Origin of the sequence: Hassallia byssoidea VB512170, assembly GCF_000817785.2 — a bacterium.
GTDB lineage: Bacteria > Cyanobacteriota > Cyanobacteriia > Cyanobacteriales > Nostocaceae > Hassallia > Hassallia carrinoi.
Window position 1 is genome coordinate 23,597 of record NZ_JTCM02000039.1, and the last position, 23,194, is coordinate 46,790.

Annotated in this window: 20 protein-coding genes and 1 pseudogene; 9 read left to right on the plus strand and 12 right to left on the minus strand. The window is 42.7% G+C overall.

The genetic code is table 11. The features are described from left to right. The first annotated feature begins 10 nt into the window (after positions 1 to 10). Together PI95_RS17615 and PI95_RS17620 are read left to right on the plus strand one after the other, a co-directional pair. Positions 11 to 1,831, plus strand: a complete 1,821-nt coding sequence (locus PI95_RS17615) for an AAA family ATPase (protein WP_052325863.1) — start codon at positions 11 to 13, stop codon at positions 1,829 to 1,831. A 34-nt stretch (positions 1,832 to 1,865) separates the two neighbouring features. After that, entirely contained in the window at positions 1,866 to 3,152 is a 1,287-nt protein-coding gene (locus PI95_RS17620) for a hypothetical protein (protein ID WP_039752857.1), read from the plus strand. Here PI95_RS17620 and PI95_RS17625 read toward each other — a convergent pair. Genes PI95_RS17625 through PI95_RS17645 form a run of 5 tightly spaced genes read right to left on the minus strand, consistent with a single transcriptional unit; the run spans position 3,149 to position 6,120 of the window. After that, positions 3,149 to 3,652 carry a hypothetical protein gene (locus PI95_RS17625; protein ID WP_039752858.1) on the minus strand — a complete coding sequence of 168 codons (504 nt, stop codon included), beginning with the start codon at positions 3,650 to 3,652 and terminating at the stop codon, positions 3,149 to 3,151. The two genes, PI95_RS17620 and PI95_RS17625, sit on opposite strands and share 4 nt — an antisense overlap. Positions 3,653 to 3,691: 39 nt before the next feature. After that, positions 3,692 to 4,291 (minus strand): hypothetical protein, encoded by a 600-nt coding sequence (locus PI95_RS17630; protein ID WP_039752860.1) that lies wholly within the window; start codon positions 4,289 to 4,291, stop codon positions 3,692 to 3,694. A gap of 42 nt (positions 4,292 to 4,333) precedes the next feature. Beyond that, positions 4,334 to 5,563: a glycosyltransferase family 4 protein gene (locus PI95_RS17635; protein WP_052325764.1), complete on the minus strand. Its 1,230-nt coding sequence runs from the start codon at positions 5,561 to 5,563 to the stop codon at positions 4,334 to 4,336. Positions 5,564 to 5,580: 17 nt separating this feature from the next. Continuing rightward, a complete protein-coding gene (locus PI95_RS17640; protein ID WP_039752861.1) occupies positions 5,581 to 5,922 on the minus strand; it encodes a sugar transferase in 342 nt (113 codons plus the stop codon). Positions 5,923 to 5,958: 36 nt separating this feature from the next. Further along, the gene (locus PI95_RS17645; protein ID WP_163518974.1) at positions 5,959 to 6,120 is read right to left on the minus strand and encodes a hypothetical protein; all 162 of its coding nucleotides are present in this window, start codon (positions 6,118 to 6,120) and stop codon (positions 5,959 to 5,961) included. Positions 6,121 to 6,177: 57 nt separating this feature from the next. Between PI95_RS17645 and PI95_RS36000 the strand changes: the two genes are divergently transcribed. From PI95_RS36000 to PI95_RS36005, 3 genes are read left to right on the plus strand one after another with little or no spacing between them, the layout of a single operon-like run. Then, entirely contained in the window at positions 6,178 to 6,510 is a 333-nt protein-coding gene (locus PI95_RS36000; RefSeq protein ID WP_373695711.1) for a glycosyltransferase, read from the plus strand. Then, positions 6,413 to 8,008 (plus strand): heterocyst formation ABC transporter subunit HepA, encoded by a 1,596-nt coding sequence (gene hepA, locus PI95_RS17655; RefSeq protein WP_236117090.1) that lies wholly within the window; start codon positions 6,413 to 6,415, stop codon positions 8,006 to 8,008. The genes PI95_RS36000 and hepA overlap by 98 nt, the downstream gene beginning before the upstream one ends. Then, complete coding sequence (locus PI95_RS36005; protein ID WP_236117091.1) at positions 7,962 to 8,135, plus strand: hypothetical protein; 174 nt, start codon at positions 7,962 to 7,964, stop codon at positions 8,133 to 8,135. Before hepA ends, PI95_RS36005 begins: the two co-directional genes overlap by 47 nt. Positions 8,136 to 8,244: 109 nt before the next feature. Here PI95_RS36005 and PI95_RS17660 read toward each other — a convergent pair whose 3' ends face one another. After that, on the minus strand, positions 8,245 to 9,174 hold the full coding sequence (locus PI95_RS17660; protein ID WP_052325765.1) for a GT-B fold glycosyltransferase domain-containing protein: 930 nt from the start codon (positions 9,172 to 9,174) through the stop codon (positions 8,245 to 8,247). 449 nt (positions 9,175 to 9,623) lie between these two features. Here PI95_RS17660 and PI95_RS17665 point away from each other — a divergent pair, with 449 nt between their 5' ends. The 4 genes from PI95_RS17665 to PI95_RS17680 all read left to right on the plus strand — a co-directional run bounded on the left by PI95_RS17665 (position 9,624) and on the right by PI95_RS17680 (position 16,558). Then, positions 9,624 to 10,010: a hypothetical protein gene (locus PI95_RS17665; protein WP_039752863.1), complete on the plus strand. Its 387-nt coding sequence runs from the start codon at positions 9,624 to 9,626 to the stop codon at positions 10,008 to 10,010. Positions 10,011 to 10,136: 126 nt separating this feature from the next. Beyond that, the gene (locus PI95_RS17670) at positions 10,137 to 11,609 is read left to right on the plus strand and encodes an MBOAT family O-acyltransferase (protein ID WP_039752864.1); all 1,473 of its coding nucleotides are present in this window, start codon (positions 10,137 to 10,139) and stop codon (positions 11,607 to 11,609) included. Between the two features lie 12 nt (positions 11,610 to 11,621). Then, a complete protein-coding gene (locus tag PI95_RS17675) occupies positions 11,622 to 14,810 on the plus strand; it encodes an AMP-binding protein (RefSeq protein WP_063842448.1) in 3,189 nt (1,062 codons plus the stop codon). Between the two features lie 185 nt (positions 14,811 to 14,995). Then, on the plus strand, positions 14,996 to 16,558 hold the full coding sequence (locus PI95_RS17680) for an FAD-dependent oxidoreductase (protein ID WP_039752865.1): 1,563 nt from the start codon (positions 14,996 to 14,998) through the stop codon (positions 16,556 to 16,558). Here the strand turns inward: PI95_RS17680 and PI95_RS17685 are convergent. The 6 genes and pseudogenes from PI95_RS17685 to PI95_RS17705 form a co-directional block, all read right to left on the minus strand. Continuing rightward, the gene (locus PI95_RS17685) at positions 16,542 to 17,687 is read right to left on the minus strand and encodes a sulfotransferase family protein (protein ID WP_039752866.1); all 1,146 of its coding nucleotides are present in this window, start codon (positions 17,685 to 17,687) and stop codon (positions 16,542 to 16,544) included. The two genes, PI95_RS17680 and PI95_RS17685, sit on opposite strands and share 17 nt — an antisense overlap. A 95-nt stretch (positions 17,688 to 17,782) precedes the next feature. Next, positions 17,783 to 19,423, minus strand: a complete 1,641-nt coding sequence (locus PI95_RS17690; RefSeq protein WP_039752867.1) for a glycosyltransferase family 39 protein — start codon at positions 19,421 to 19,423, stop codon at positions 17,783 to 17,785. A 56-nt stretch (positions 19,424 to 19,479) separates the two neighbouring features. Further along, positions 19,480 to 20,778: an MFS transporter gene (locus PI95_RS36010; RefSeq protein ID WP_268896788.1), complete on the minus strand. Its 1,299-nt coding sequence runs from the start codon at positions 20,776 to 20,778 to the stop codon at positions 19,480 to 19,482. Further along, positions 20,764 to 21,735: pseudogene (locus PI95_RS36015) on the minus strand (chlorophyll a/b binding light-harvesting protein); the annotation flags it as partial. The gene PI95_RS36010 and the pseudogene PI95_RS36015, both read right to left, overlap by 15 nt. Continuing rightward, on the minus strand, positions 21,722 to 22,387 hold the full coding sequence (locus PI95_RS17700) for a methyltransferase (RefSeq protein ID WP_039752868.1): 666 nt from the start codon (positions 22,385 to 22,387) through the stop codon (positions 21,722 to 21,724). The gene PI95_RS17700 and the pseudogene PI95_RS36015, both read right to left, overlap by 14 nt. Before the next feature lie 268 nt (positions 22,388 to 22,655). Beyond that, positions 22,656 to 23,192, minus strand: a complete 537-nt coding sequence (locus tag PI95_RS17705) for a nucleotidyltransferase family protein (RefSeq protein ID WP_039754016.1) — start codon at positions 23,190 to 23,192, stop codon at positions 22,656 to 22,658. Positions 23,193 to 23,194: the final 2 nt, after the last annotated feature.

The following is a 23,194-nucleotide window of genomic DNA, read 5'->3' on the forward strand; positions in this document are numbered from 1 at the left end:
GGGAGTGTCAATGCGAGAATTTGAACAATTATTCATACTGGCAAAAACTCTGGAGAAAAAGGCTGAACGGCAAGTGTCGATCGCAAATGCCCGTACTAATCCCAAATCTGAAGAACCGTCGGTCAAAGCTATGGGTCGTCCTAAATCTGCTGGGCAGAAACCTCAATCGCAAGCTGATAATCACACTTTTCAGCCAAAGCCTGCCATGCGATCGCTAGAAGCCGTTGGGGGCTTAAGTGAAGTGCTTGCAGAACTCCGCGATTTGGTGGCTCTACCGCTCAAGCGCCCGGATTTACTAGAAAAACTAGGATTAGAGCCGACGCGGGGAGTGTTGTTAATCGGTCCGCCAGGGACTGGTAAAACCCTGACCGCTCGCGCCTTGGCAGCAGAATTGGGTGTGAATTACATCGCAATTGCAGGTCCTGAGGTAGTGGGTAAGTACTATGGTGAAGCAGAGGCGCGTTTGCGGCAGATTTTCCATAAAGCTACGGGATCGGCGCCTTGCCTAATTTTTATTGACGAGATTGACAGCCTTGCACCGGATCGCGCAAGCGTGGAAGGTGAAGTCGAGAAGCGCGTCGTTGCTCAACTCCTGAGTCTCATGGATGGCTTTGCTCAACTCAATGGGGTGATGGTTCTAGCAGCAACTAACTGTCCCGGTCGCGTAGATCCTGCCCTGCGTCGCCCAGGTCGCTTTGACCGCGAAGTGTATTTCCGCGTCCCCGATCGCAACGGTCGGTTGGAAATTCTCAAGATTCAGACTCGCTCGATGCCAATGGATGTATCTGTGGATTTGGAGGCGATCGCAGATTTGGCAATCGGATTTGTTGGTGCTGATTTGCGAGGACTCTCTCAGAAGGCAGCGTATAATGCCTTGCACCGCTCTACTCTGTCTCTGGACTCACCAATACCTAGCGATTTGGGCATCAGTCAGCAAGATTTTTTACAAGCATTCAAGGATGTCAAGCCCTCCGTCCTGCGTCCAGTGGCAATTGAAACCCCCAACATTACTTGGGATCAAATTGGTGGGCTAGAAACCATTAAATCCATCTTACAGGAATCTGTAGAAGGTGCATTGCTTTATCCCGAACTCTACCGCCTGATGAGAGCCATATCTCCACGCGGTATTCTACTTTGGGGACCGCCGGGAACTGGCAAAACTCTGCTGGCAAAAGCTGTAGCTGCTCAAGCAAGGGCAAACTTTATTGCTGTCAATGGGGCAGAACTGCTCAGTCGTTGGGTGGGTGTATCGGAGCAAGCTGTGCGGGATTTGTTTACTAGAGCAAGGCAAGCAGCGCCCTGTGTCATTTTTATTGATGAAATTGATACCTTTGTCCCTGTTAGAGGGGGTTATGACAGTGATGGTGTGAGCGCTCGTGTCGTTGGTCAACTTCTTACAGAGATTGATGGTATCCAATCTTGCGATAACGTTCTGATTATCGCCGCAACCAATCGACCAGATATGCTTGACCCTGCTCTCTTAAGAGCTGGTCGCTTGGATTTGCAACTTAAGGTGGATCTGCCGGATCTCACAAGTCGTCTGGAAATTTTACAGGTTCACAACCGCGATCGCCCCTTGGCAGAAGATGTAAACTTGGCAGCTTGGGCTGTGCGTACAGAAGGTTGGAACGGTGCCGAACTTGCACTCCTTAGCAATCAGGCTACTCTGCAAGCTATTCGACGCTATCGCATCCAAGGATTCACCAACCCAACTGTTGCGAGCATTATCGCTGCGGATTTTGAAACTGCCTATCAATCTCTGCTAGAACGGCGGTACAGTCCGGAAAACCAGGCAGCTATGCTGAAAAACCAACAGCAGTTAAAAGTTTAAGAATTATTTACTTTATTGACAAGAGAACGGTTTTATGAGTGGCAGCCCCAAGTTTTCAGAAGCTGAAATTGCGGAGTGGAAGCAAAAAATTCTGGAAGCAGAGCGACAGCGTCGTTCAGAAGCAGAAGCCAGACGACGGCAGGAAGCCGAGGAGCAGGAGCGACAACGACAATTGGAAATGTCTCGTAACCAAACCCATATACAGGTAAACGTGCTGCTGTCAGATTTACACTGGCAATGGGCAAATTTTTATCTTCAAGAAGCAGTGGCATTGCAATATCGTTGTCAGAATCAGTTGGAAGCGATCGCCTCCGCAGAGTCACCAGAAAAACTGCTGGCTATATCAGAAGAACTAGTGAGAATTGAACTGGCAATGCAATTCGCTATCAAGCGCAAGCGGTGGGATGAGGCAGAAAATAAACGACGGGCAGACATCGAGCGACAACAGTTTGAACTAGAGGAACTCCAACTCAGAGTGGCGCAAATTCCAGAGGCAGAAGCTTTGAAGTTCGATGCTGCGGGTCGGCAACTCTTGCAGTGCGCCCTCCAAAATGTGCTTGAAGCGATCGCCGTAGGCAACCCGGTAGCGGTGCGCCGACCTCTGGCAGAAGCAACAGCGTTGGTGCAGAAGCACGTCCGTCAAATTGTCCAAGGGCAGGCAGACAGCCGACAGCTACAGGCACAGGCAAATCAACAGCTGGCAGAACTCCAGGTGATTTTGGCTGGTTTGAAGGCTGACCCCGTAGTGATGCGCTGGCAAACAGAAGCAGTGACAGAATTAGAGAATCAGACGAATGCAGCGAAACTGGCGATCGCGTCCGGTAGGCTCAAACAGGTTATTTCCTGCTTAAGCGATCGCCAGCAACGCTCTCAAATAATTATCGAGACTGCCAACACAGCTCAAATACAGGCAGAGCGCCGGGATTACATTGCTGACAGCATTGCCGAAACATTGCAGGAAATGGGTTTCAGTATTACCTTTCATCAACCAGAGCATCCAGAGCATCCAGCCAGTGCTATGATTCTAGGAGCCACCACTCAGACGGGCAAAGGGATTAGTGTCAGCGTCCCTATAGCGGGACAGGTGTTTTATGACGTAGACGGCTATGTCAAGCACAGCGTCGCTACGGTTGACGGCAATACCGCTGCCGTCTGTGACGAAGCTGAACAGGTGCTTACCCAAATGCACACCTCCTTAAAGGACAAATTTGGTGTCATGATGGGCGAAGTGCTATGGCAGGGGAAAGACCCCAACCGCGTTCTCCGTCAAGCCGAACGGTTGCCAAGCGGTCAGCGCTATCAAAAACTTAGGCAAATTTAGGTACTCAGTTGCAACCCCAAGCGCATCCTATTAACCCTATCATCTTCAACTGACATCGCTAGAATACTGACGAAAAGAAAAGGGCTAAGTCCTTGTAATCCGGTGTGCAGGAAAAGACAGAAAAATAAATATGGGAAAATAAACTTAAAATTTTCTGGTTTATAATATCCGCTAACTACTCTTAAAATAACAAAAAAATAAAGAATACCAAGCGGAAGACCAGTATATGCAATCACCTCCAGAAAGGAATTATGGATAATAGCACCAATCGGTCTAAAAACAGATTCATAATCAGCCCCATAGCCTTTTAAAGCTAAATCCCAATTATTAGAATAAGATTCAATCAACAATCTATTGGCTTCAAATCTGAGTAAATTAGATTTATCATTAAAGGAAAATAATCGACTTGAATCTGTGTTATAGCCAATGCCAATTTCGACATTGTTTAAAAAGTATTCTCCGACGAAAATACCAATTAAATTAGAAATAATAAATAACAAAACAAAATTTATTATGCTTGCTATTTTAGTAAACGGTTTTTAAAAATTCATAATTAAAAAGAAAAATATCAGGCTGAAAAAATAATTTCTGCTAGCAAAAAGTAACGTAGAAACTAAAGCTATAATGATACCCGGCTTAAACTTGATTTTCACGCAAAGGAAAAAGAAGAGTAACATGAATAGTCCGGAGATATTTGGATCTCCAACACTTAAAGTTATTCTTTCACTTCCATCAAACTGTACTAATCTATATACAGCCATTTGATAAATAATTGCTGCATTTGTACACCAACACAAGCCTACTAAATAGCTTCTTTTGATGCTAATAAACTGAGAACCACTAAAGCCTATTGCCATTAAACAAATTGGCAAACTATATCTAAATAAGTGATAGCTATAAAAATTCAGAAAAGTTTCTATAATAATCAAGCAAACAGCGAGAATATCGATATTTTGCAACTTGCTTCTGTAATAATAGAGTTGCCAAAGTAAAATTATCGTTAACAAAGGTAGACCGAGTTTTACATGTGGCAGTTGTAGTTCATAAGGTATGATATATATAGCAACTATGCTGTAGAGGATGAGTCCATAAAAAAAGTAATTTATTTCTCCTTTTGCGATGTTTGCGTTGATATTCACTTTGTTGCCTCTACTATTTATTTGAACTATATTATTTTTATCTCACGCAAAGTCGAGGCAGCGCGTTGCGGAGCCAGTGCGTTGGGCGGGGATGCCGACAGTCGCGCATCTGGCGTTGGGGTTCCCCCCGTTGTAGCGACTGCCGTCGCTGAGACGCAAAGGAAGAAATGAAGAGATAAGAGTGTGGTCTAAATATATGAAAATTGCTGTAAGTGTGCCAAGAATTTCTGCAAATAGTTTGGAGTAACGTTGAGCTTGCAGTTCTAAAGAGAATTCTTGTTCGACTTTTTCACGAGCGCGTTGTTGCAAAGATAAAGAGCGATCGCTATCTGATAATACCCAGTCGATACCAGCTGCTAAACTTTCTACATCAATTGGTTTAGCCAAATAACCGTTGCGCTGATGTTCAATCATATCAGGCATTCCGCCAATATCAAAGCCGACGCAGGGAGTACCGCAAGCTAGCGCTTCCATCACAGTATTCGGCAAATTATCTTGAGTTGAGGGTGCGACAAAAACATCCGCAGCTGCATAAATTAGAGCTAGGGAGACATCATCGTTGAAGTTTCCCAAGTAGTGACACTTAAAGCCGAAGTTGCTTTGCTCCGTTGGTTGAGAAGCACCAAATACAACTAATTCTAGATTGTCTTTTTCTTTGGTTTGACTTAAGTTTTGTAAAGCTGATTTTAGTAAGTGAAACCCCTTTCTTGGCTGAGTAGTTGACGCAGCACCAAAGAGAATTAATTGTTTATCTTGAGGAAGATTCAGCCATTCTCTTGCTAGAGAACGGTTAATTGGTTTGTACCTTTGAATATCAATACCGTTGGGGATGACTTCTACGCGATAGTTGCGTAATAAAGAACTTTTGCGAACACACTCAGCTAACCATTTACTTGGTGTGACAATTGTCAAGTTGAGATGCTTCCATGCTTTAGCTTTGCGTTGCCATACCCAGCGGGATAAATCCTGCTCTTTTTGAGAGTGAAGTTGAATACATGCACCGCAAGAATTGAGATAGCGATCGCACTCTAAACTATAATGGCATCCTCCGGTAAAAGCCCACATATCATGAAGAGTCCAAATCAACGGTTTAGCAAATTTTGCCATACTCTCAATTTGGACGTAACCACAAATCCAATGAATATTAATAATATCTGGAGATAATTGCTTTATCTTTGACTGAATTAGATCGGGAAACCATTGTGGCGAAAACGTAGCATAATTATGTTTAGGATAAAAAGCAAGTGGTAAGTTATCTAAAGTGGGTCGCATTCGATTAATCCACTTTTCTAACTTATTTTGCGAACCAATTTGAGTACATTAAATAACTGGGGCAACTTTTCTAAATTATACGGGAGCATTCCAAATTTTCGGGGCAATTGCTTAATGCTATTATTAGGCTGTTGCAATTGAAAGTTAGAAATTTGGAAAAGTCTGCCTTGTTTGCCGACGCACCATTGTTCGGTAAAGATTGGTTTTTTTAAGTAGATACTTTTCAGCGCGATCGCTCCGAAAACAGGACTGAGTATAATCAACAATACAAAGGCAATAATCCAATCGAGCGATCGCTTCACCAACCAAAGAATCGGGTGACGATATTCTGGTAGTTCCCGGTTTCGCGGTATCCACAAAAATATCTTTTTGTCAAAACGTTTGCAAAGCTTTGCCTATGTTTTCAGTTTACACTCACCAAAAACTGGATCTATCCGAACCAAACGTGCGCGACAATATTGCAACCACTCAGCTAAAAACTGTTCGTTTCGAGAAGACAGCAGATGAATTTCTTCAGCTATATTTGCTTGCCTAACTAACAGTTGCCCAAGTCGCAATTTGATTTTGTTTGTAGACGTATAATCGCGTTTACATAGACAGGGGTTTCTAGAATAATTAAAACTGATGTAACGTTTGTAACTGTTTCTTATAACTCTGGCAAAAGTTTGCGGGGTGCAATTGAATCTTGCTTAACAGCAGTTGAGAGGTACTATCCCGACACAGGCAAGGTTGTAGTTTACGATAACGCTTCTAAGGATAGCTGTCCGCAAATTATCGATGATTTTGCCAAAAGATATCCAAAGTCGTTTATAGGTATTAACTGCAATCATAGCTGTAATATTAACTTTATTGGGAGCAGTTATAGAAGCTGGAGGAATTGGTCTGATTGCATCTTTACTGCAAGGATTAACAAATTCCAACCAGCCACCTTTACATACAGGAATTGACTTTTTGGATGTTTGGTTATTAGGAACAAATGCGGCTGCATCTGAGCGCATATATCGCATATCTAGATTGATTTTAGTCACGGTTTGGTTACGCGCTGTCTTCAGCTATTTCGGACGTTATTTTGCCAAAGTGTGTGAAGTTTATTTAATAGATAGTCTTTGCAAACGGCTGTTTGAGCAATTTCAAAGACTTAGTTTGAGTTACTATACGCAAAGCCGTTCTGGAGAACTAATTAATACGTTTTCTAATGAAGTGACTTATATTAGTTATGCTTTTAATGAAATAATTAATTTTGTCACTAAAGCCTGCGTTATTCTCGCATATGCGATCGCCATGTTTGTCATCTCTTGGCAACTGACGCTGTTCACAGTACTTTTATTCAGCTTGCTTGCCGCAGTCGCATCAAATTTAGTTCGACGAGTTCGCGAAACCAGCTTTGAAATGACATCCGCAGGTGGAGAATTGACTTCAAAAGCGATAGAATTTATCGGGGGAGTTCGCACTGTCCAAGCTTTTTGGACTCAAGATTTTGAAAATAAACGTTTTCATAAAGTAGCTGAACGCTTCGCAAAAGCTTGGCTGAAAGCTTCCGCAATTAGTGGAATAGTCCAACCATTTGTTGAGGCAGTTGCGACGACAATTTTAATTGCGATGATTTTGGTGGCAGTCTCGACTCTTGTATCTAATGGCAGCTTGCATGTAATTTCATTATTAGCTTTTTTGTTCGCGCTGTTCCGCTTGCTGCCAATTATTGCTCACATGAATAGTTCTTGGGGGATAATTGCGATGCATTACGGATCGGTGAAAAATGTCCACGAGATGTTGCGGACTGATGACAAGATTTATTTGAGAGATGGAGAAGTGAAGTTTTCTACTTTAAAAGAGGCGATCGCCTTCGTTGATGTAGACTTTGGCTATGACGATAAATTAGTATTACAAAATATTACCTTGACAATCGAACGCGGTCAGATGGTAGCGTTGGTGGGTGCTTCTGGTTCTGGTAAGACAACTATGGCAGACTTACTGATGCGCTTTTACGATCCTACCGCTGGTAAGATTTTGATTGATAAAGTTGACTTGCGGCAATATCAACTAGCTTCACTGCGTTCTCAACTTGCGGTGGTGAGTCAAGATACTTTTATTTTTAATACGTCTGTTCGCGATAACATTGCTTATGGGTTAGAAAGTGTAGACGATGCAGCAATTGAAGAAGCAGCAAGACTTGCCAATGCTTTAGAATTTATTTTAGATATGCCTCAAGGATTTGCGACTCAATTAGGCGATCGCGGAGTGCGTTTATCTGGTGGTCAACGTCAGCGAATTGCGATCGCAAGAGCGCTACTACGCAACCCAGAAATTTTGATTCTTGATGAAGCAACCAGCGCTCTTGATTCAGTTTCCGAACGCTTAGTTCAGCAGTCTGCGCGAAAAATTAGCAGTTGGACGAACAGTGATTGCGATCGCTCATCGACTGTCCACCATTTTTCGCGCAGATAAAATCGTCGTACTTGAACAAGGTCGCATTGTCGAACAAGGAGGATATCAAGAATTAATCACCCAAGGTGGCAAGTTCTGGCAATATCACCAAATGCAGCATGAATTAGGTCAAGTGAACTCTAATTAAAAACATTCACTTGCATTTATCAGATGTTCCATTTCCGCAAAATTCATACCAGAACTTCCCCAAAATTGATGACTGAAAACAGCAACGGGGTTGCATTTGGGGAAGTCCCTCAAATTGGCATACCGTTAGAAGCAGTCCAGTGTTTTGCAAAATACTCAAAGAGCCATTGATACTTTTGGGAACTTCTATCAAGATTATTTAAACTGGCTAAAGATTTATCTAAACCATTATCCCTGAACTTGTTAGAATTAGTGTAATGAATTGATACTAGGTTATCAAAACTTCTAATTTGCTCCGATTCGGGAACTCTATTATGTAAAGAAATAGGGTAATTGTACTGTGGAGATAAAGTCCATACATTTTCTGTCATTGCACATATAGTAGCAGCCATTGTTGTTTGCGAAACATAAAAAATTCCTCCATTTCTTGGTTGTATTTTACTCTCCAGAACTTTCTCTAAATTATTTTTCCAATTAGAAAACAAGCCCAAATTTCTTTTGACTACAACCAGTCCTGCATTCCAATAAGCCCTAATATTTTTTTTATCGACTGTAGTAGTCACAAACATATTGTATCTGTTTCCTACTATTTCATAGAGTTTCTGCCAATACTCTTCATTTGGGTCGTTTTGTCCTTCAGAACCAACATTTTTAATAAAGACAGGACGTACTCCAATATCATATTCTGAAGGTAATAAAACCTCTTCAGGTTCATTAAATAAAATTTGATCGCTATCTAAAAGAACTAAAATATCCGCATCTAGGTTTTCCTCTGCCCAAGTACCAAGACAAGGTTGATTAGCAAAAGCAAAATCTGGATATTTATTATTTAAGAATTCTCTGACATGAACAACATCTAAAGCTTTCAAAGCTTTGGAAGTTTTTTGAGAAATATCTGGAGTATTTCTCACCTCAAAACTATATATGGGAGCATCTTTTAAAGAACCGCCAAATTTCCGAATACTCTCCACAAGCAATAGAGAATAATCTTCTATAGGACCTGCTTCTGTACAAATTAGAAAAGCAATGGATGTTGACATAAGTTTAAGCCCCTTGGTTTATATAACCTCTTGTATGAAGAAATTTTGCAGATACTGATTAATACATTTCAGACAATACTGAATAGACAAGATTGCATAAATAAATATTTTTTGCTTCACGCACAAGCACAGCCGACGCTCAGACTGTCGGCTGACGGCAATCAGAACGCATCCTCGACAGAGGCACAGACAAAGAGTATAAAATTATGACTTTTGCAATAAGTGTAATAAGTATCTCGATAAAATTACAATACCATATCCTCAACGCTCTTAACAGTGAAGAACATAATAAATCTACCATTATAAAATATTATTTATAGTGGCTATTTAGGAAATTATTCTAATATATTATGGTTGTTTGTTTATTATATGAAAAAGTGTTTCAGTTGTTTTGAGAATGAACAATTTTTAGTATATTATATTCCGGACATGGTAATAGAAAAAGCTATATGAATAGGCGAAGCCTTTTAAAACTCAGTTTCCTCACTACTGTCTCTTGGTTCTTTTTCGAGTCATCAGTCAAAGCTTGTGTCAGTAATCGCGTTCTTGCTCAATTACATCAAAAGCTACTGAATTTACCACAGCTGAAGAATTTCCAAGTCATTGGAGAACGCTACCTCAAGTTGTATCCAGAGGAGACTCAACTGAAGCACCTGATTGCTGGGTTTAGCGAACTAGTTGTCATCGCAGGAGACTCACAGCTAGAAAATGATTGGTATCGGTGGCTGCACTTCAAAATTAAACAAGACTTCAAGCACCGACAAACGGTTCAAATTGATGGGTGGATTTTTTCTAAGACAGAAGCTCAGTTATGTGCTCTAGCGACACGCTTGTAGCCTTCGGCAGTACCTGTTCTCTGCTAATTCTAAATCGATTTTTAGAAAGTTAAATAGTTTCTGGCTTACCTTATTTGCAAGTTTTCTTATGCCAAACAAACTTGCAATCATCAAAGAAGAACATTTATGCTATTTAATTCTTACGCTTTCATCTTTGTATTTTTACCGATAACACTTATCCTCTTCTTTAGTTTAGCTAGTTTACGTCTAACGCGGGGGTCTCTTGCCGTCCTCACGCTCGCCTCCCTAGTATTTTATGCTTACTGGAGTTGGGTTTATCTTCCCCTGCTGCTGATTTCCATAGTGTTTAACTATCTTATGGGCAAGCGCATAAGCAAAGCCGATCGCGGCAGTAAGCTTTCTCAAATCTTACTGTTAGTGGGGATAGGGGTTAACCTAGCCCTGCTAGGATACTACAAATATGCGGGCTTTTTTATCAGCTCAATCAACCACTTTAGCCACAGTAACTCGCCTATTCCTGACATCATCCTGCCGCTGGGCATTTCCTTTTACACCTTCACCCAAACCGCTTACCTAGTAGACACCTATCGCAGTGAAATACAAGATTCCAACTACGACCTGTTAACCTATAGCCTGTTTGTCACTTTCTTTCCCCACCTAATCGCAGGTCCCATCTTGCATCACAAGGACATGATTCCCCAGTTTCAAAGGCTGCGGAACTTTGTTTTTTCTCATGAAAACCTGATGCGGGGTTTAACTTTATTTGTTCTAGGGTTATCCAAGAAATTATTAATTGCCGATAACCTATCGCCTTGGGTAGCGCCTATATTCGATCATTCTAGCCACACTACCTTCAGCGAAGCTTGGGTAGGGACTCTCTCTTATGCCTTTCAACTATATTTTGACTTTTCTGGCTACTGTGATATGGCAATTGGCTTGGGTTGGATGCTGAATATCAACCTGCCAGCAAATTTTAACTCTCCCTACAAAGCAATTTCAATCAGTGACTTCTGGCTGCGTTGGCACATCACCCTATCCAACTTCCTGCGCGATTATCTCTATATCCCCTTGGGGGCTAATCGCTTGGGAGAAGTTCGCCAGTATCTTAATCTGATGATTACCATGCTGCTGGCTGGACTGTGGCACGGTGCCAACTGGACGTTTGTGGTGTTTGGTGGTCTGCATGGGGCGTATCTGTGCGTTGACCAGTGGTGGCGCAAGCAGGAGATTTCCTTACCGAAGTGGTTGGCGTGGAGCGTGACTTTTGTAGCTTTGTTGTTCAGCTTGGTGTTTTTTCGAGCGCACACCGTCGGGGATGCGATCGCACTTTTGCAAGTCATGATAGGGTTTAAAGGAATTGTGTTGCCGTTTAACCCACAGGGCTACTTTTCTGTGTTAACCCACTTTGGGGTGCAGTTGCAGGAGTGGAGTTTTTTCGCATACCTGCCACCTCCTGAGGAACAAAGCATTGGGAAACTGATCGGACTGTTGCTAGTGGTAACTTTGTTGCCCAATACGCTGCAAATTATGGAATGGGTTCAACCGACTTGGCGGTGGGCAACTGTGGTGGGTATTCTCAGCGGATTTTGTTTTCTGTCACTCAACCACGTAGCTGAATTTCTTTACTTCCAGTTTTAAAGCAGAAAATCGATGTTAGCAAAACCCGTACTCAAATTCTCGACATTAGTAGAGCTATTGCACAAAAGAGCCTTTGACCAGTCTGACCGCACAGCTTATACATTTCTAGAAGATGGAAACACAGAAGCCGGACACCTAACATATCATCAGCTCTGGCGACGCGCCCAATCGATAGCCGCTCAGTTGCAGTCCCTTACCGCCACAGGCTCTCGAGCCTTGCTGCTTTACCCGCAGGGGTTGGAATTCATTGCTGCCTTTTGCGGTTGCCTGTATGCAGGAGTCATCGCCATCCCCGCGCCGCCACCCGATCCCACGCGACTGAAGCGAACCTTACCCAGACTTGAGGCGATCGCCCTCAATGCTGGAGCCACCCTGGTGCTGACCACTTCCCACCTCATGACTCAGCTTGAGGAAAACTCCTCACAGATAAAAGAATTCCCAGCCGACCACTGGCTTTGCACCGACAAGATTACAGAAGAATTAGCCCAAGAATGGCAACAACCAGAAATCAGCAGCGACACCCTAGCCTACCTCCAGTACACCTCCGGCTCCACCTCGACCCCCAAGGGAGTGATGGTCAGCCACGGCAACCTGATGCACCATGCAACTTCCCTCCAAAAAGCGTGCGAATACACATCGGACAGCATCACCGTGACCTGGATGCCGTACTTCCACGATTATGGATTGGTTCAAGGCATGATCTTACCGCTTTACACAGGTACTCCCTGCTACCTGATGTCGCCCTTTTCCTTTATCAGGCGTCCGTTCCACTGGCTATTAGCAATTTCCCGTTATCGAGCAACCCACAGCCAAGCACCGAATTTTGCTTACGACCAGTGTATTCGTCGGATTACAGCCTCCCAACGCACTCAACTAAATTTGAGTAGTTGGCAAGCCGCAGGCAACGCCGCTGAACCCATCAATCCTCTAGTGGTGCAAGAGTTTATTGAAACCTTTGCACCCTGCGGTTTCCGTGCTGAAGCCTTTGCACCGGCTTACGGACTTGCGGAAGCTACTCTGTTGGTTTCCAGCAGTCCGATAAGTTCACCTCCCGTGTATTGCACCCTTGAGGCGGCATCCCTAGAAAAAAATCGGGTAGTTGAGGCAACCGAACCTCAGGAAATGGTACGGACGATACCAGGATGCGGTCGCTTAGTAGGCGATACGAAAGTAGTCATTGCCAATCCTGACAATTTGACTCAGTGTGAGCCGGATGAAGTGGGCGAGATTTGGGTGTCAGACCCCAGTGTGGCACTAGGCTACTGGCAGCGCAACGAAGAAACCGAGAAAACCTTTCGAGCACAACTGCGAGACACACAAGAAGAACCCTTTTTGCGTACTGGCGACCTGGGATTCATCAAAGACGGTGAGTTGTTCGTCACGGGGCGAATTAAAGATTTAATCATCATCTTGGGGAGGAATTATTATCCCCAGGATATTGAATTCACTGTAGAACGAAGTCACAATGCCATTCGACCCAATGGTGGGGCGGCATTTTCCGTCGAGGTGAATGGCGAAGAGCGACTGATAATTGTTCAAGAAATCGAACGCGGTCAATTGCGGAATCTGGATACGGATGAAGCGATCGAGTCAATCCGTCAGGCAGTGGCACAAGAACACGAACTGCCAGTTTATGCCATAGTGCTAATTAAAGGTGGAAGCATTCCTAAGACTTCCAGCGGTAAAATCCAGCGCCGCGCTTGTCAGAGTGCGTTTCTTAGCGGTACTCTCGATGTCGTAGCTCAGTGGATGTCCAATCTGAACGGCGTTTGTGCAGAAACAGCGGCTACTCGTGAAACGGTCGAGTTGTTGCCAAAAAGCACCCCCATACAAAAAAAAATCGCCGCGATTTGGGCAAATTGCCTGGTTTTGCCACAAGTTGGACTTTATGACAACTTCTTTATCCTGGGGGGACATTCTCTTCATGCGGTGCAAATTATCTCTGAAGTGGGTGAAGCCTTCTCCATAGATTTGCCCCCAAGCCAACTGTTGGAATCCCCTACCGTAGCCAGTCTATCAGCGCAGGTAGAGGCAGCTGTCACACGCAAACGGCAACAGACTCAACACAAGAAAAAAGGCTTGAGAACTTACCAGCAATTTTATTGGGTTGTGGTGAGTGTTGTCTTGTTGCTTGTCTTGTCGATCGCCTCGTTCAACTGGGTAGTTGACCCCTATGGAGTGTTGAATAGCCCAATTGTTCAAGGATTTAATCAGTTAAAACCAGAACAGATACACCATGAAAGACTCTTTAAAGCGATCGAGATTATCCACCTCAAGCCCCAAATAATTTTTTTTGGAACATCCAGAACTAAGCGGGGCTTAGATCCGAGGCATCCAATTTTTCATGACCAAAATGCCTATAATCTCGCAATGGCTGGAGCAACCATGTATGAAATCAGGCGTTATTTTAACCACGTACTGGCTAATCAACCTAATCTTAAGCAAGTAGTTCTCGGACTTGATTATATTTCATTTGCTATGAATGAAAAATTTCAAGATGATTTTGATGAGGGAAGATTAGAGCAAAAAAGGATTACCCTGAAAGACTTAATCAGTGTTCTGTTTTCCACAGATGCTTTTGAAGACAGTCTTAAGACCCTAGCTAAAAACTTGAGCCACTCAAAATCACAGAAGTATAGCTTTTTCAAAGGCTTAGAAATTATTGACGATCAAAAAGAGCTTCCCGGTTCTTTTCAAAATTTTATTCAGGGGGGAGTTTACCCTTTAAGAAAAAAGGATAAATATCTGCTATCAAAAGAACAATTAAAGGAATTGAAAAGTTTAATTGAAATCTGCCAGTCAATAAATATAGACCTAAAACTATTTATTTCGCCGATTCATGCAACACTGTTAGAAGTTTATCGCGTAAGAGATGAGTGGTCAGAAATTGAACGCTGGCTGCGATCAATTGTTAAACTGACTGATGTTTGGGATTTCTCTAGCTACAACAGCATCACGACAGAAGAAATCAAAAACCAGATGCAATATTACTTAGACTATTCCCATTATCGAAAAGAAGTGGGTAATTTAATACTGAACCGTATATTCGATTTTCAACAAGAAACGGTGCCAAGAGATTTCGGAGTTATCATCACTCCTGATAATATTGAGTCTCATTTGGCTCAAATCAATACTGACCATGCAGCGTGGGCAAAAAACCATCCCCAACTAGTAAAGTTAGCGCAGGATTTACAGAAATAGAACATAAAAACCCCATCTTTTAAACTAAGACTTACGCACTCTTTCAGGGAATAACGAACCGCAAAGGCACGTTCGCGAAGCGTCTCGTTCACGAAGTGTCTCCGAAGGAGAAGAGAAGGACACGAAGTAATAAGAGTTTGAGAGAGTTTTTGCGTAAGTCCTATAAACGTAAGGTAATAATTATTATGCATATTGATGCAAGAACATTAGAGAATAACACTTTGATAAATGGCGATTTATGTATCATTGGTGCTGGTGCGGCAGGAATTAGTATTGCACGCGAGTTCATAGGTACTCCTTACAAGGTGATTCTTTTAGAGAGTGGTGGGTTTGACTATGATGAGGAAACCCAGTCTCTTTATGAGGGTAAAAACATTGGCTTGCCCTATTTTTCCTTAGATCAAGCTCGGTTACGCTTTTTTGGTGGAGCGACAAACCACTGGCAAGGAATGTGTGCCCCGCTTGACCCGATTGACTTTGAGAAACGTGACTGGATACCATACAGCGGCTGGCCAATCAGTTGGTCAGATTTAGATCCCTACTATTCTCGCGCCCAGAAGGTGTGTGAATTGGGACCCTATCGGTACGACATGGAATTCTGGGAACAGCAGGAGCGAGACTTAAATAGGCTGCCGTTAGATCCATCAACAATTTCTTACAAAATTTTTCAATACAGTCCGCCAACGCGCTTTGGTCAAGTGTATCGAGAGTCCTTGCTCACAGCAAATAATATAGTGCTGTGGACTTATGCTAATGTCACAGCAATTGAGACAACTACTAACGCAGCAAGGGTAACGGGATTACGCATTAAGTGTCTCAACGGCAAAGAACATCAAGTTGTTTCCCGGTACTACGTGCTTGCTTGTGGGGCGATAGAGAATGCGCGGTTATTGTTAGTTTCAAATCAGATTGAACACCAGGGATTAGGAAATCGGCACGATCTAGTGGGGCGTTTTTTTATGGAACACATCCACGTAGGTTCTGCCCGTTTGCTGGTGTCAGCCTCGTTTCCTTTACAATATGTGGCTGATATAGGGTTCCAAGAGAAGGTACACTTAAGAGTGAGCGAGCAGTTGCAACGAAAACGTAAACTGTTGAATTGCGCCTTTGATTTGTACGCAACAGACCTTTTCCCAGCTGACTACTTCGACTATTCACAACATGAGGTATCGAAGGAAGAGATAAAGCTTTATTTGTCAGCACTACAAACCCTCAAAGATAGTTTTTGGGTGGATAAACGCGATCGCTTGCAGTCTCTAGACGATCCGATTGGGGTAGGGACTCGCGAACTGATTGTTTTTGCTGCACTAGAGCAGGTTCCTAACCCGGCTTCACGAGTCACTCTAGATCGAGAGAAAGATAAGCTAGGTATTCACAAGAGCCAGTTAGATTGGCGTTTCACAGACCTAGAACGACGGACTATAGAAGAAGCCACTCAACTCATGGGTTATGAAATCGGGCGATCGCAATTAGGGCGTCTGCAAATATTTGACTGGCTAACTCAAGAAACTCATTCTTGGCCTCAATTTCCTGAAGTTTTGAGAGGAGGATACCATCACATGGGTACCACGCGCATGAGCGATAATCCTCATAGTGGCGTTGTCAACTCTAACTGTCAGGTTTATGGAGTTAGCAACCTATATATTGCTGGGTCATCTGTGTATCCCACTGCTGGTACAGCTAACCCAACCCTAACCCTAGTTGCACTGGCGATCAGGCTAGCGGAGCATCTCAAGGGGCTGCTTTAACGGTAAGCTCATCTGGTACATCATATTGCCATTTTTCAATTGTAAATCTCCATTGTTCAGTAATCTTTTTTATCGTTTCTTCATCTAAAGTGTACTTATTTGTTTCATAGTTAGCCTGAGATTGAATATATTTTTTGAATTCAGCTTCTGCTTGTTCAAAGCTAGGAAGGTTAAATTGAGCATATACCTGCTTGAGGTATTCGATTTCGTTGCCAATAAAATCTTCATATTTAATTTCAATCAAGTTTTCTGGCGGGAGAGAATTCTTATCAACTAGAAATTTTTGCATCATTTGTTTATAGATAAAAATTATATTTTCCTCTAGTTCCGCTTCATTTATCGTCTGAAACCCAAGAACTCGCACGAGTTTTTTATACAGTGTGTTTGTGGAAGCATAAATACTGTATGGATTTCGGTAAAGGTGAATGAATTTTGCGTCTGGAAACATTTCCAATAAAATTTTTATTCTGGCTGTATTTATGGGATTTTTGAGAATAAGTCGTTTTCCATTAACAGCCAATGTTATTCGCTTTAAATTTTTTATGTATGCTCTTTTCCATTCAGTTTTTATCCGGTCATCAACACCTTCAAATAATACAAATTTCTGGAAAATTTTTCTCATATTATTAGGAAAATAAAACCACGTATAAAAAGAATAAGGACAGGCATTTGCTAAAGGAAATTCTTCCTCCGCAGGAGAATTAGCATACATCATTACCTCGTCAGATATTCTTTTTCTGGGATAGTTTGAGTCTGCCCAACGTTTAGCTAATTCTGGGCTGCTCAGAAAGATTTCCGATCCCCTCATAGCTTGCCAATTTTCTAGATATCCTAGATTGGGATCTCGACTCATTAAATATTGGAAATAAGTTGTTCCACTGCGGGGATGCCCAAGAATAAATATAGGCGGTAGCTCAATTTCTAATTCGGCAATCTTTTGAGAAAACTTGACGTTCTCAAAAATCTTTAAAGGAATGGTCAAAAAACTTGCAGTTGCTGCTGATAACGCTTGGGGTAAATATTCTCTATCTACACCCCCATTCCAGAGAAACAATTTCATCAAACTAATAAACGAGCTACCTGCTAGGGGGTGTTGTTCAACGGCAGTAATACGTTGTTTAGATTTCATCAGATTGCTCTTCTTCGCTCACGAATAGTGGGTCTAATTGTTGATAATTATAAGTTTTTTCGCTTAACTTACTTCTCCAATTTCAAAAAAATTTTCTATTTTTTATGAATTTTTTCGACTTTCCACAGTTCTGTTACTGGCTCGTCAATCAACCTGAATGAATAGGTTTTATCCTCCTTAAATCGAGCAATCAAGTTTTTGCCAATAGTACTATCATTCAAAAAGATATTGCTGGCTTCTTGGGGGAGGAGTGGCAGATGGTCACGTTGTGCAGTTAGTAAATTTATTTTTGAATTTAAAAGATGACTTAAAGTTAGCATGTGTCCGATATTATAAAAATCGTTGCTACTTAATAATAAAGTATTCTCGAATTTATTGATATATTTAGCCGTTGCTACCAAAGATTGACTACCTTCTTGTAGCCACCAAGTATCAGCTTTAAAAAAACTCACATCTGAGACTAGTCCAGCCAACAGAAATCCAACCATTAAACATTGCCCAACTTTTTGCTTCCAGTGCTTCTCAGAGAAGATATAGACACCTAAAACATAAGCCAAAGCAATTTGGATGCTGAGGTATAAAGGCATTTGATACCGAACATTAGTAGAGCGAATTCCCCCCGCAATCAGGTCGGGTAGCAGCAAGCAGAGAGATGGAACCGCTCCTAACAAAATCAGAAACAAACTAACTCTATTTAATCTTTTTTTAGATAAAAAATACACTAATATTATTAAAACTAGAGAAAATATTCCAGCCATAACGCTGTAATATGTATGACTTGTTTCCCAAAATAATTCATTCCTCCAAGGCTTATACGAACTAAAGTTAATATCAAAAAATATTCGAGTGATGTGAGTCATAAAAATAGCAATTAAATTGAAAGGATTATCTAATTTATAGAATGAGAAATGGGACGTTTGCTGTTGGGCTGTGCTGATATGAGTAATGAGGACAAATATCCAAGGAAGAAAAATAAATAACCCAACTGTAGTTCCCAAGAGATAATTGGCAAGGGTTTTGTTAAAGCGAAAGCGTTGTTGAGAAGCCACATAAATGCCATGAGCCATTGCTACTAAAGCAGTGAATAAATGGGTATACAATCCCACAGCTAGGGTCAGGGCATATATTGCCCAGTTCAAGAAAGTTTCCCGTCGGATACTTCGCAACAAGGCAGCACTGCATACTAGAATTGTTACCATCCACAAACCGTACTGGCGTGCCTCTTGAGCGAAGAAAATCTCTAAGGGAGAAACAGCCACAATTGCGATCGCCACCCATCCCACAATTGGGGACTCGAACAACTCTAGACACAGCCAATACACGCTCTGGAATATCAACAGACCGATCGCCGCTGATAAACTCCTCAGTCTGGCTGGTGAATCTCCAAATAGTTGCGCCCACAATCTCACCATCGCATAATACAAAGGGGGATGCTGCGGGTCTGAGGTCATTAAATAGCGAACCGTGTCATTGATGCCTCGGTCTGGATCAAGGTGTTGATATTTATCCAAGGCAGCAACAGGAATTATGCGCTCATTAAAGACTTCGTGTCGAACCTCGGATACGGTATGACCTGAAATTGCCAAGGATGTAAAAGCTTCATCGTACCATATAGCTTTTTGTCCTAGATGTGCAAAGCGAAAGAAGATGCCTAACCCGATTAGGAAAATTACCAATATTTTTAACCAAATCGGGGGAATTTGCTTAACTATTGTGGACGGTTTTTCTGGGTTCATTGCTAGGTTTCCATCAAGAAAATTATCAGGGGGGTTACCCAGGGCGAATAGTAAGTCTAATTTTTGGGAATTTTAAGTTTTTTCGCCGTCTCTAACGCATAGAAATCTGGTTGACGACCTATGGCAAACCTGAGGGAGCTAGATAAGTCTTTGTTAATCAGAGTGATAAAAAAGATAAGTGTTAAGAAGGCTATGCCTGCACACAGCGAGTAAACACCTCGGTAACCTAGGCTCTCGGCAACAGAACCCATAACGTATCCAGCTAGGACAACTCCCAAGTCCAGACCACTAAGAGCGGCTGAGTAAGCCCTGCCACGTTCTTCGGATGAACAGCGATCGGCAACTAAAGTATTTAGCATTGGTGGCCAAGTTGCTGCTGCTGCTCCTTCAAGGAGAGCCGCGAATAAAAAAGCTAGTGTACTTTGAGCATAGGATAAGACCGCAAGGGACAGTCCGGACAAGACGAGACCACAACTAATAAACAGTCCCCGTCCATAGAGATCCAAGACTCGACCGAAAATGAGGCGCATAGCAAGATTGGCAATGGCTGCCGTGGCAAAAAACCAGCCTACATTCAGGTTGACTTGAGTTTCTCTGATGAACAACCCCACAAAGATACTTGACGAACTAAAAACTAAATTACCCAATAGGAAAACTAGAAAAGGAACCCGGAACCGAGGGCTGATTAATAGCTGCCAAAACTCACTGAAGGCAAATGCAGAAGTTTTGGGTTGAGAAACCTTCCTCTGTTCGCGAATTTGGGCAACACATAATAGACCCAGCAAACCCAACGCTCCAGCACTGAAAAACAAGGTTGTGTAGCCAAACTCACTCATCAAAAAGCCACCTAAAGCAGGACCTATAAACAACGCTATGGGTCTTGCCATACTCAGAGAGCTAATTAATTGACCCCGCTTTTCTACTGGCGACAAATCGGCAACCAGAGCAGCGTAGCTCGTGCCGAAGGCAGCAATAGCTATGCCGTGGAAAGCTCGGATGAGTATCAGCAGTGGAATCGAATCTACAAACCTATAGGCTAAAGGTGCGATCGCCACTACACTGGTAGCGATGCCCAATACCAACTTGCGACCGCGCTGGTCAGAGAGAGCGCCCATTGAAGGTTTAAACAACAACAGCCCAAAGGTCAAGCTGCCCATCACTATCCCAACCTGCTGATTGCTACCTCCGACATCCGCAATATATTGAGGCAATGTGGGCAGCAGAGTATCGAAACTTGACCAAAACAGCAGCGAGGTGGCACCTGCAAACAGCAGCGAACGATTGGTATCGGAGAGGTTCTCTACAGAGGAGTAAACTAGCTGGACTACGGGTGGGCGATCGCCTACAGCACGCAGCGCATGAAATAGATGTCCTCCCAAAAAGACAACACCTAGCCACAAATTTGCATTTGCTAGCCAGATGCGAGAAGTGAGAATTGTTCCATCCCCACTGTATAAAGCCGGAAAGGGGTGAAAGCCAAAACTCAGCGTTGGTCCAAAGAACTCTGGTGGACAAGCGATCGCGTTGACACTAACAAACAAAGTGGCAATAAAAGCCATCAAACTGAGTGCGCCGATACTGTAAGATAAGTACGCTTCCGCTGACCAAACAAACAACGGTTTGACCACAAGCCACGGTTGGGTGAGGATATGCCAAATGCCACCAGCGATGCACATGATGCCAACATAAATATGACCCCCAATTATGTCTTCCAAATTATCCACGCTAGCCAACCAAAATTTTCCCTTCAGTCCGACTAGGTAGCTAAAAATAGTTGTTGGGTTCAATGTGGGGTCAGTCACTAAACGCACTTGGCTAATTGTTGAGTCGTAAATGCCACCAAAAAACATGGCTTTACTTACTAACAACAACGCTCCCACACCCAAGAAAATCAGGTGAATGCCCAGAATTGTAGTTATTTTGTTGGCATCATCCCAGCCATAGCCATAGAATTTATCTTCTATGACATCTGGACCTTTAAGAGCATGAAACAGACCTCCAGCACCGAGAAAGGCTGAACTAATTAGGTGTAAAGCCGCAATTACAAAGTAAGGGTAGGTATCAATGACTTCACCTCCCTCACCGATACCAAAGCCCAGCCGTGCCAGATTAGGCAGAACAATTAAACCTTGCTGGTACATTGGCTGCGCTGGGTTAAAGATGTGCAATTCAAAGGCGGCGATCGCACCTACACAAAATACCATTAAACCAGCATAAGCAACATGAGCGCCCAGCAACTTTCCTGACAAATTGGGCAAACGAGCATTGCCTGACCACCAAGGAATATCCGACGAACTTTTAGGAAAATTCATACACTTGATTATTGAAAGATTCACTTTTTTCCGTCAATTTAACCTTCACTTGATACCCCAGTAACTCTGCCGTTCTCTTTGGGTTATTAATTTCATCTCCTAAATCCGAATAATTCATCAAAATTTTGCCATCTGATTTGAGGTAATTTCTAGCTTGTCTGAGAAATCTTTCGTTAAGCGGATGACCTTCATCTGAGCTGGCGTTAAATGGACCACCTGCATAGTAAAACGGTTGATTGAAAACTATCAAATCAAACTGAATTGCTTGATTGAGTTGTGCAAATAAATTGCTGTGTACTACCTCAATTGGAGCTAAATCGTTATTCAGCTTGATGTTTTCTTTTGTACACTCAACTGCTGCTGGATTTATGTCTGCTGCCCAAACATTTGGCACTTTGTTTTGGCGGAGAGTCAATGCCAGATACCCGCTACCGCAGCCCAGATCCAGTGCTGTGTTGACCGAGTAAGTTTTTAGAACCTTTGCCATTAGTTTTGTTGTGTATCCCTGTTCTGGGGGGAAAACACCCTTGCCAATGTTAAGTTTTATTCCATCTAATTCTATTAAGTACGGTTGACGTTGGTAAACTTCATACATTTTAGCGGTTCTTTCTTTTTGATCTGGCGAAAGTTCAAGTTTGTTTTCGCTATTCATTTGGTTAGATCATTTACTTAATTTAAACTACGTGCGAAGCATTTGTATATAACCTTTGGTTGACAATCCAACCTTTTCGGCATAATATCATGTCCGCATAATCACTTACTAAACCCGGAGAACCCCACCCCGCCAAAGCTAGGCTTTGCCTCCCCTCCCCGCAAGCGGGGAGGGGATTAAGGGGTGGGGTGCAATGACTATGGGAATCACAACTAATTACCCGGACATGATATAAGTGATTCACCCCTACTGGAGATTGACAAAACACTTATGCCAAACGCAGTCGAGGACAATTTTCTAGAAACGAAGCCGCTTTATTTTTAGCTTTCGGGTTATCAGTATGCGCTCTCGTGGGTCGGATAATGCCATTGAGCAAATCATCCAAACCATAAGGAGTAAAAAATTGCCATTCTCCAGAGGCATTTAGCCTCACTCCTACAGCGGTTGCGGTATGCAGCCAGTCTGCAATTCCTTCCTCGGTGCTATTGTAACGGGTAGAACCAGAACGCCAAATAGCAAAACTGGCTTGATTTTTAACATCAAACTCGTAGTCGGGAAATTGAGCCGAGAGGATTGCCTTTGCCGCGAGTTCTTGGGAGCGATCGCCTTGTGCATCAAAAAAAGCAATATCAAAGTCTTTGATGAATAATTGACAATCATCCCCAAACAGCGATCGCCAAACTGTATTTCTTACTGCACCTCCTGCCAACCACCAACAAGATAGATTCAGTTGAGCTATCGCAGGTAATACAGTGGCAATGGGAGAGTTAATCAAAATCTTTTGCACTCGAACTGTACTATCCATTT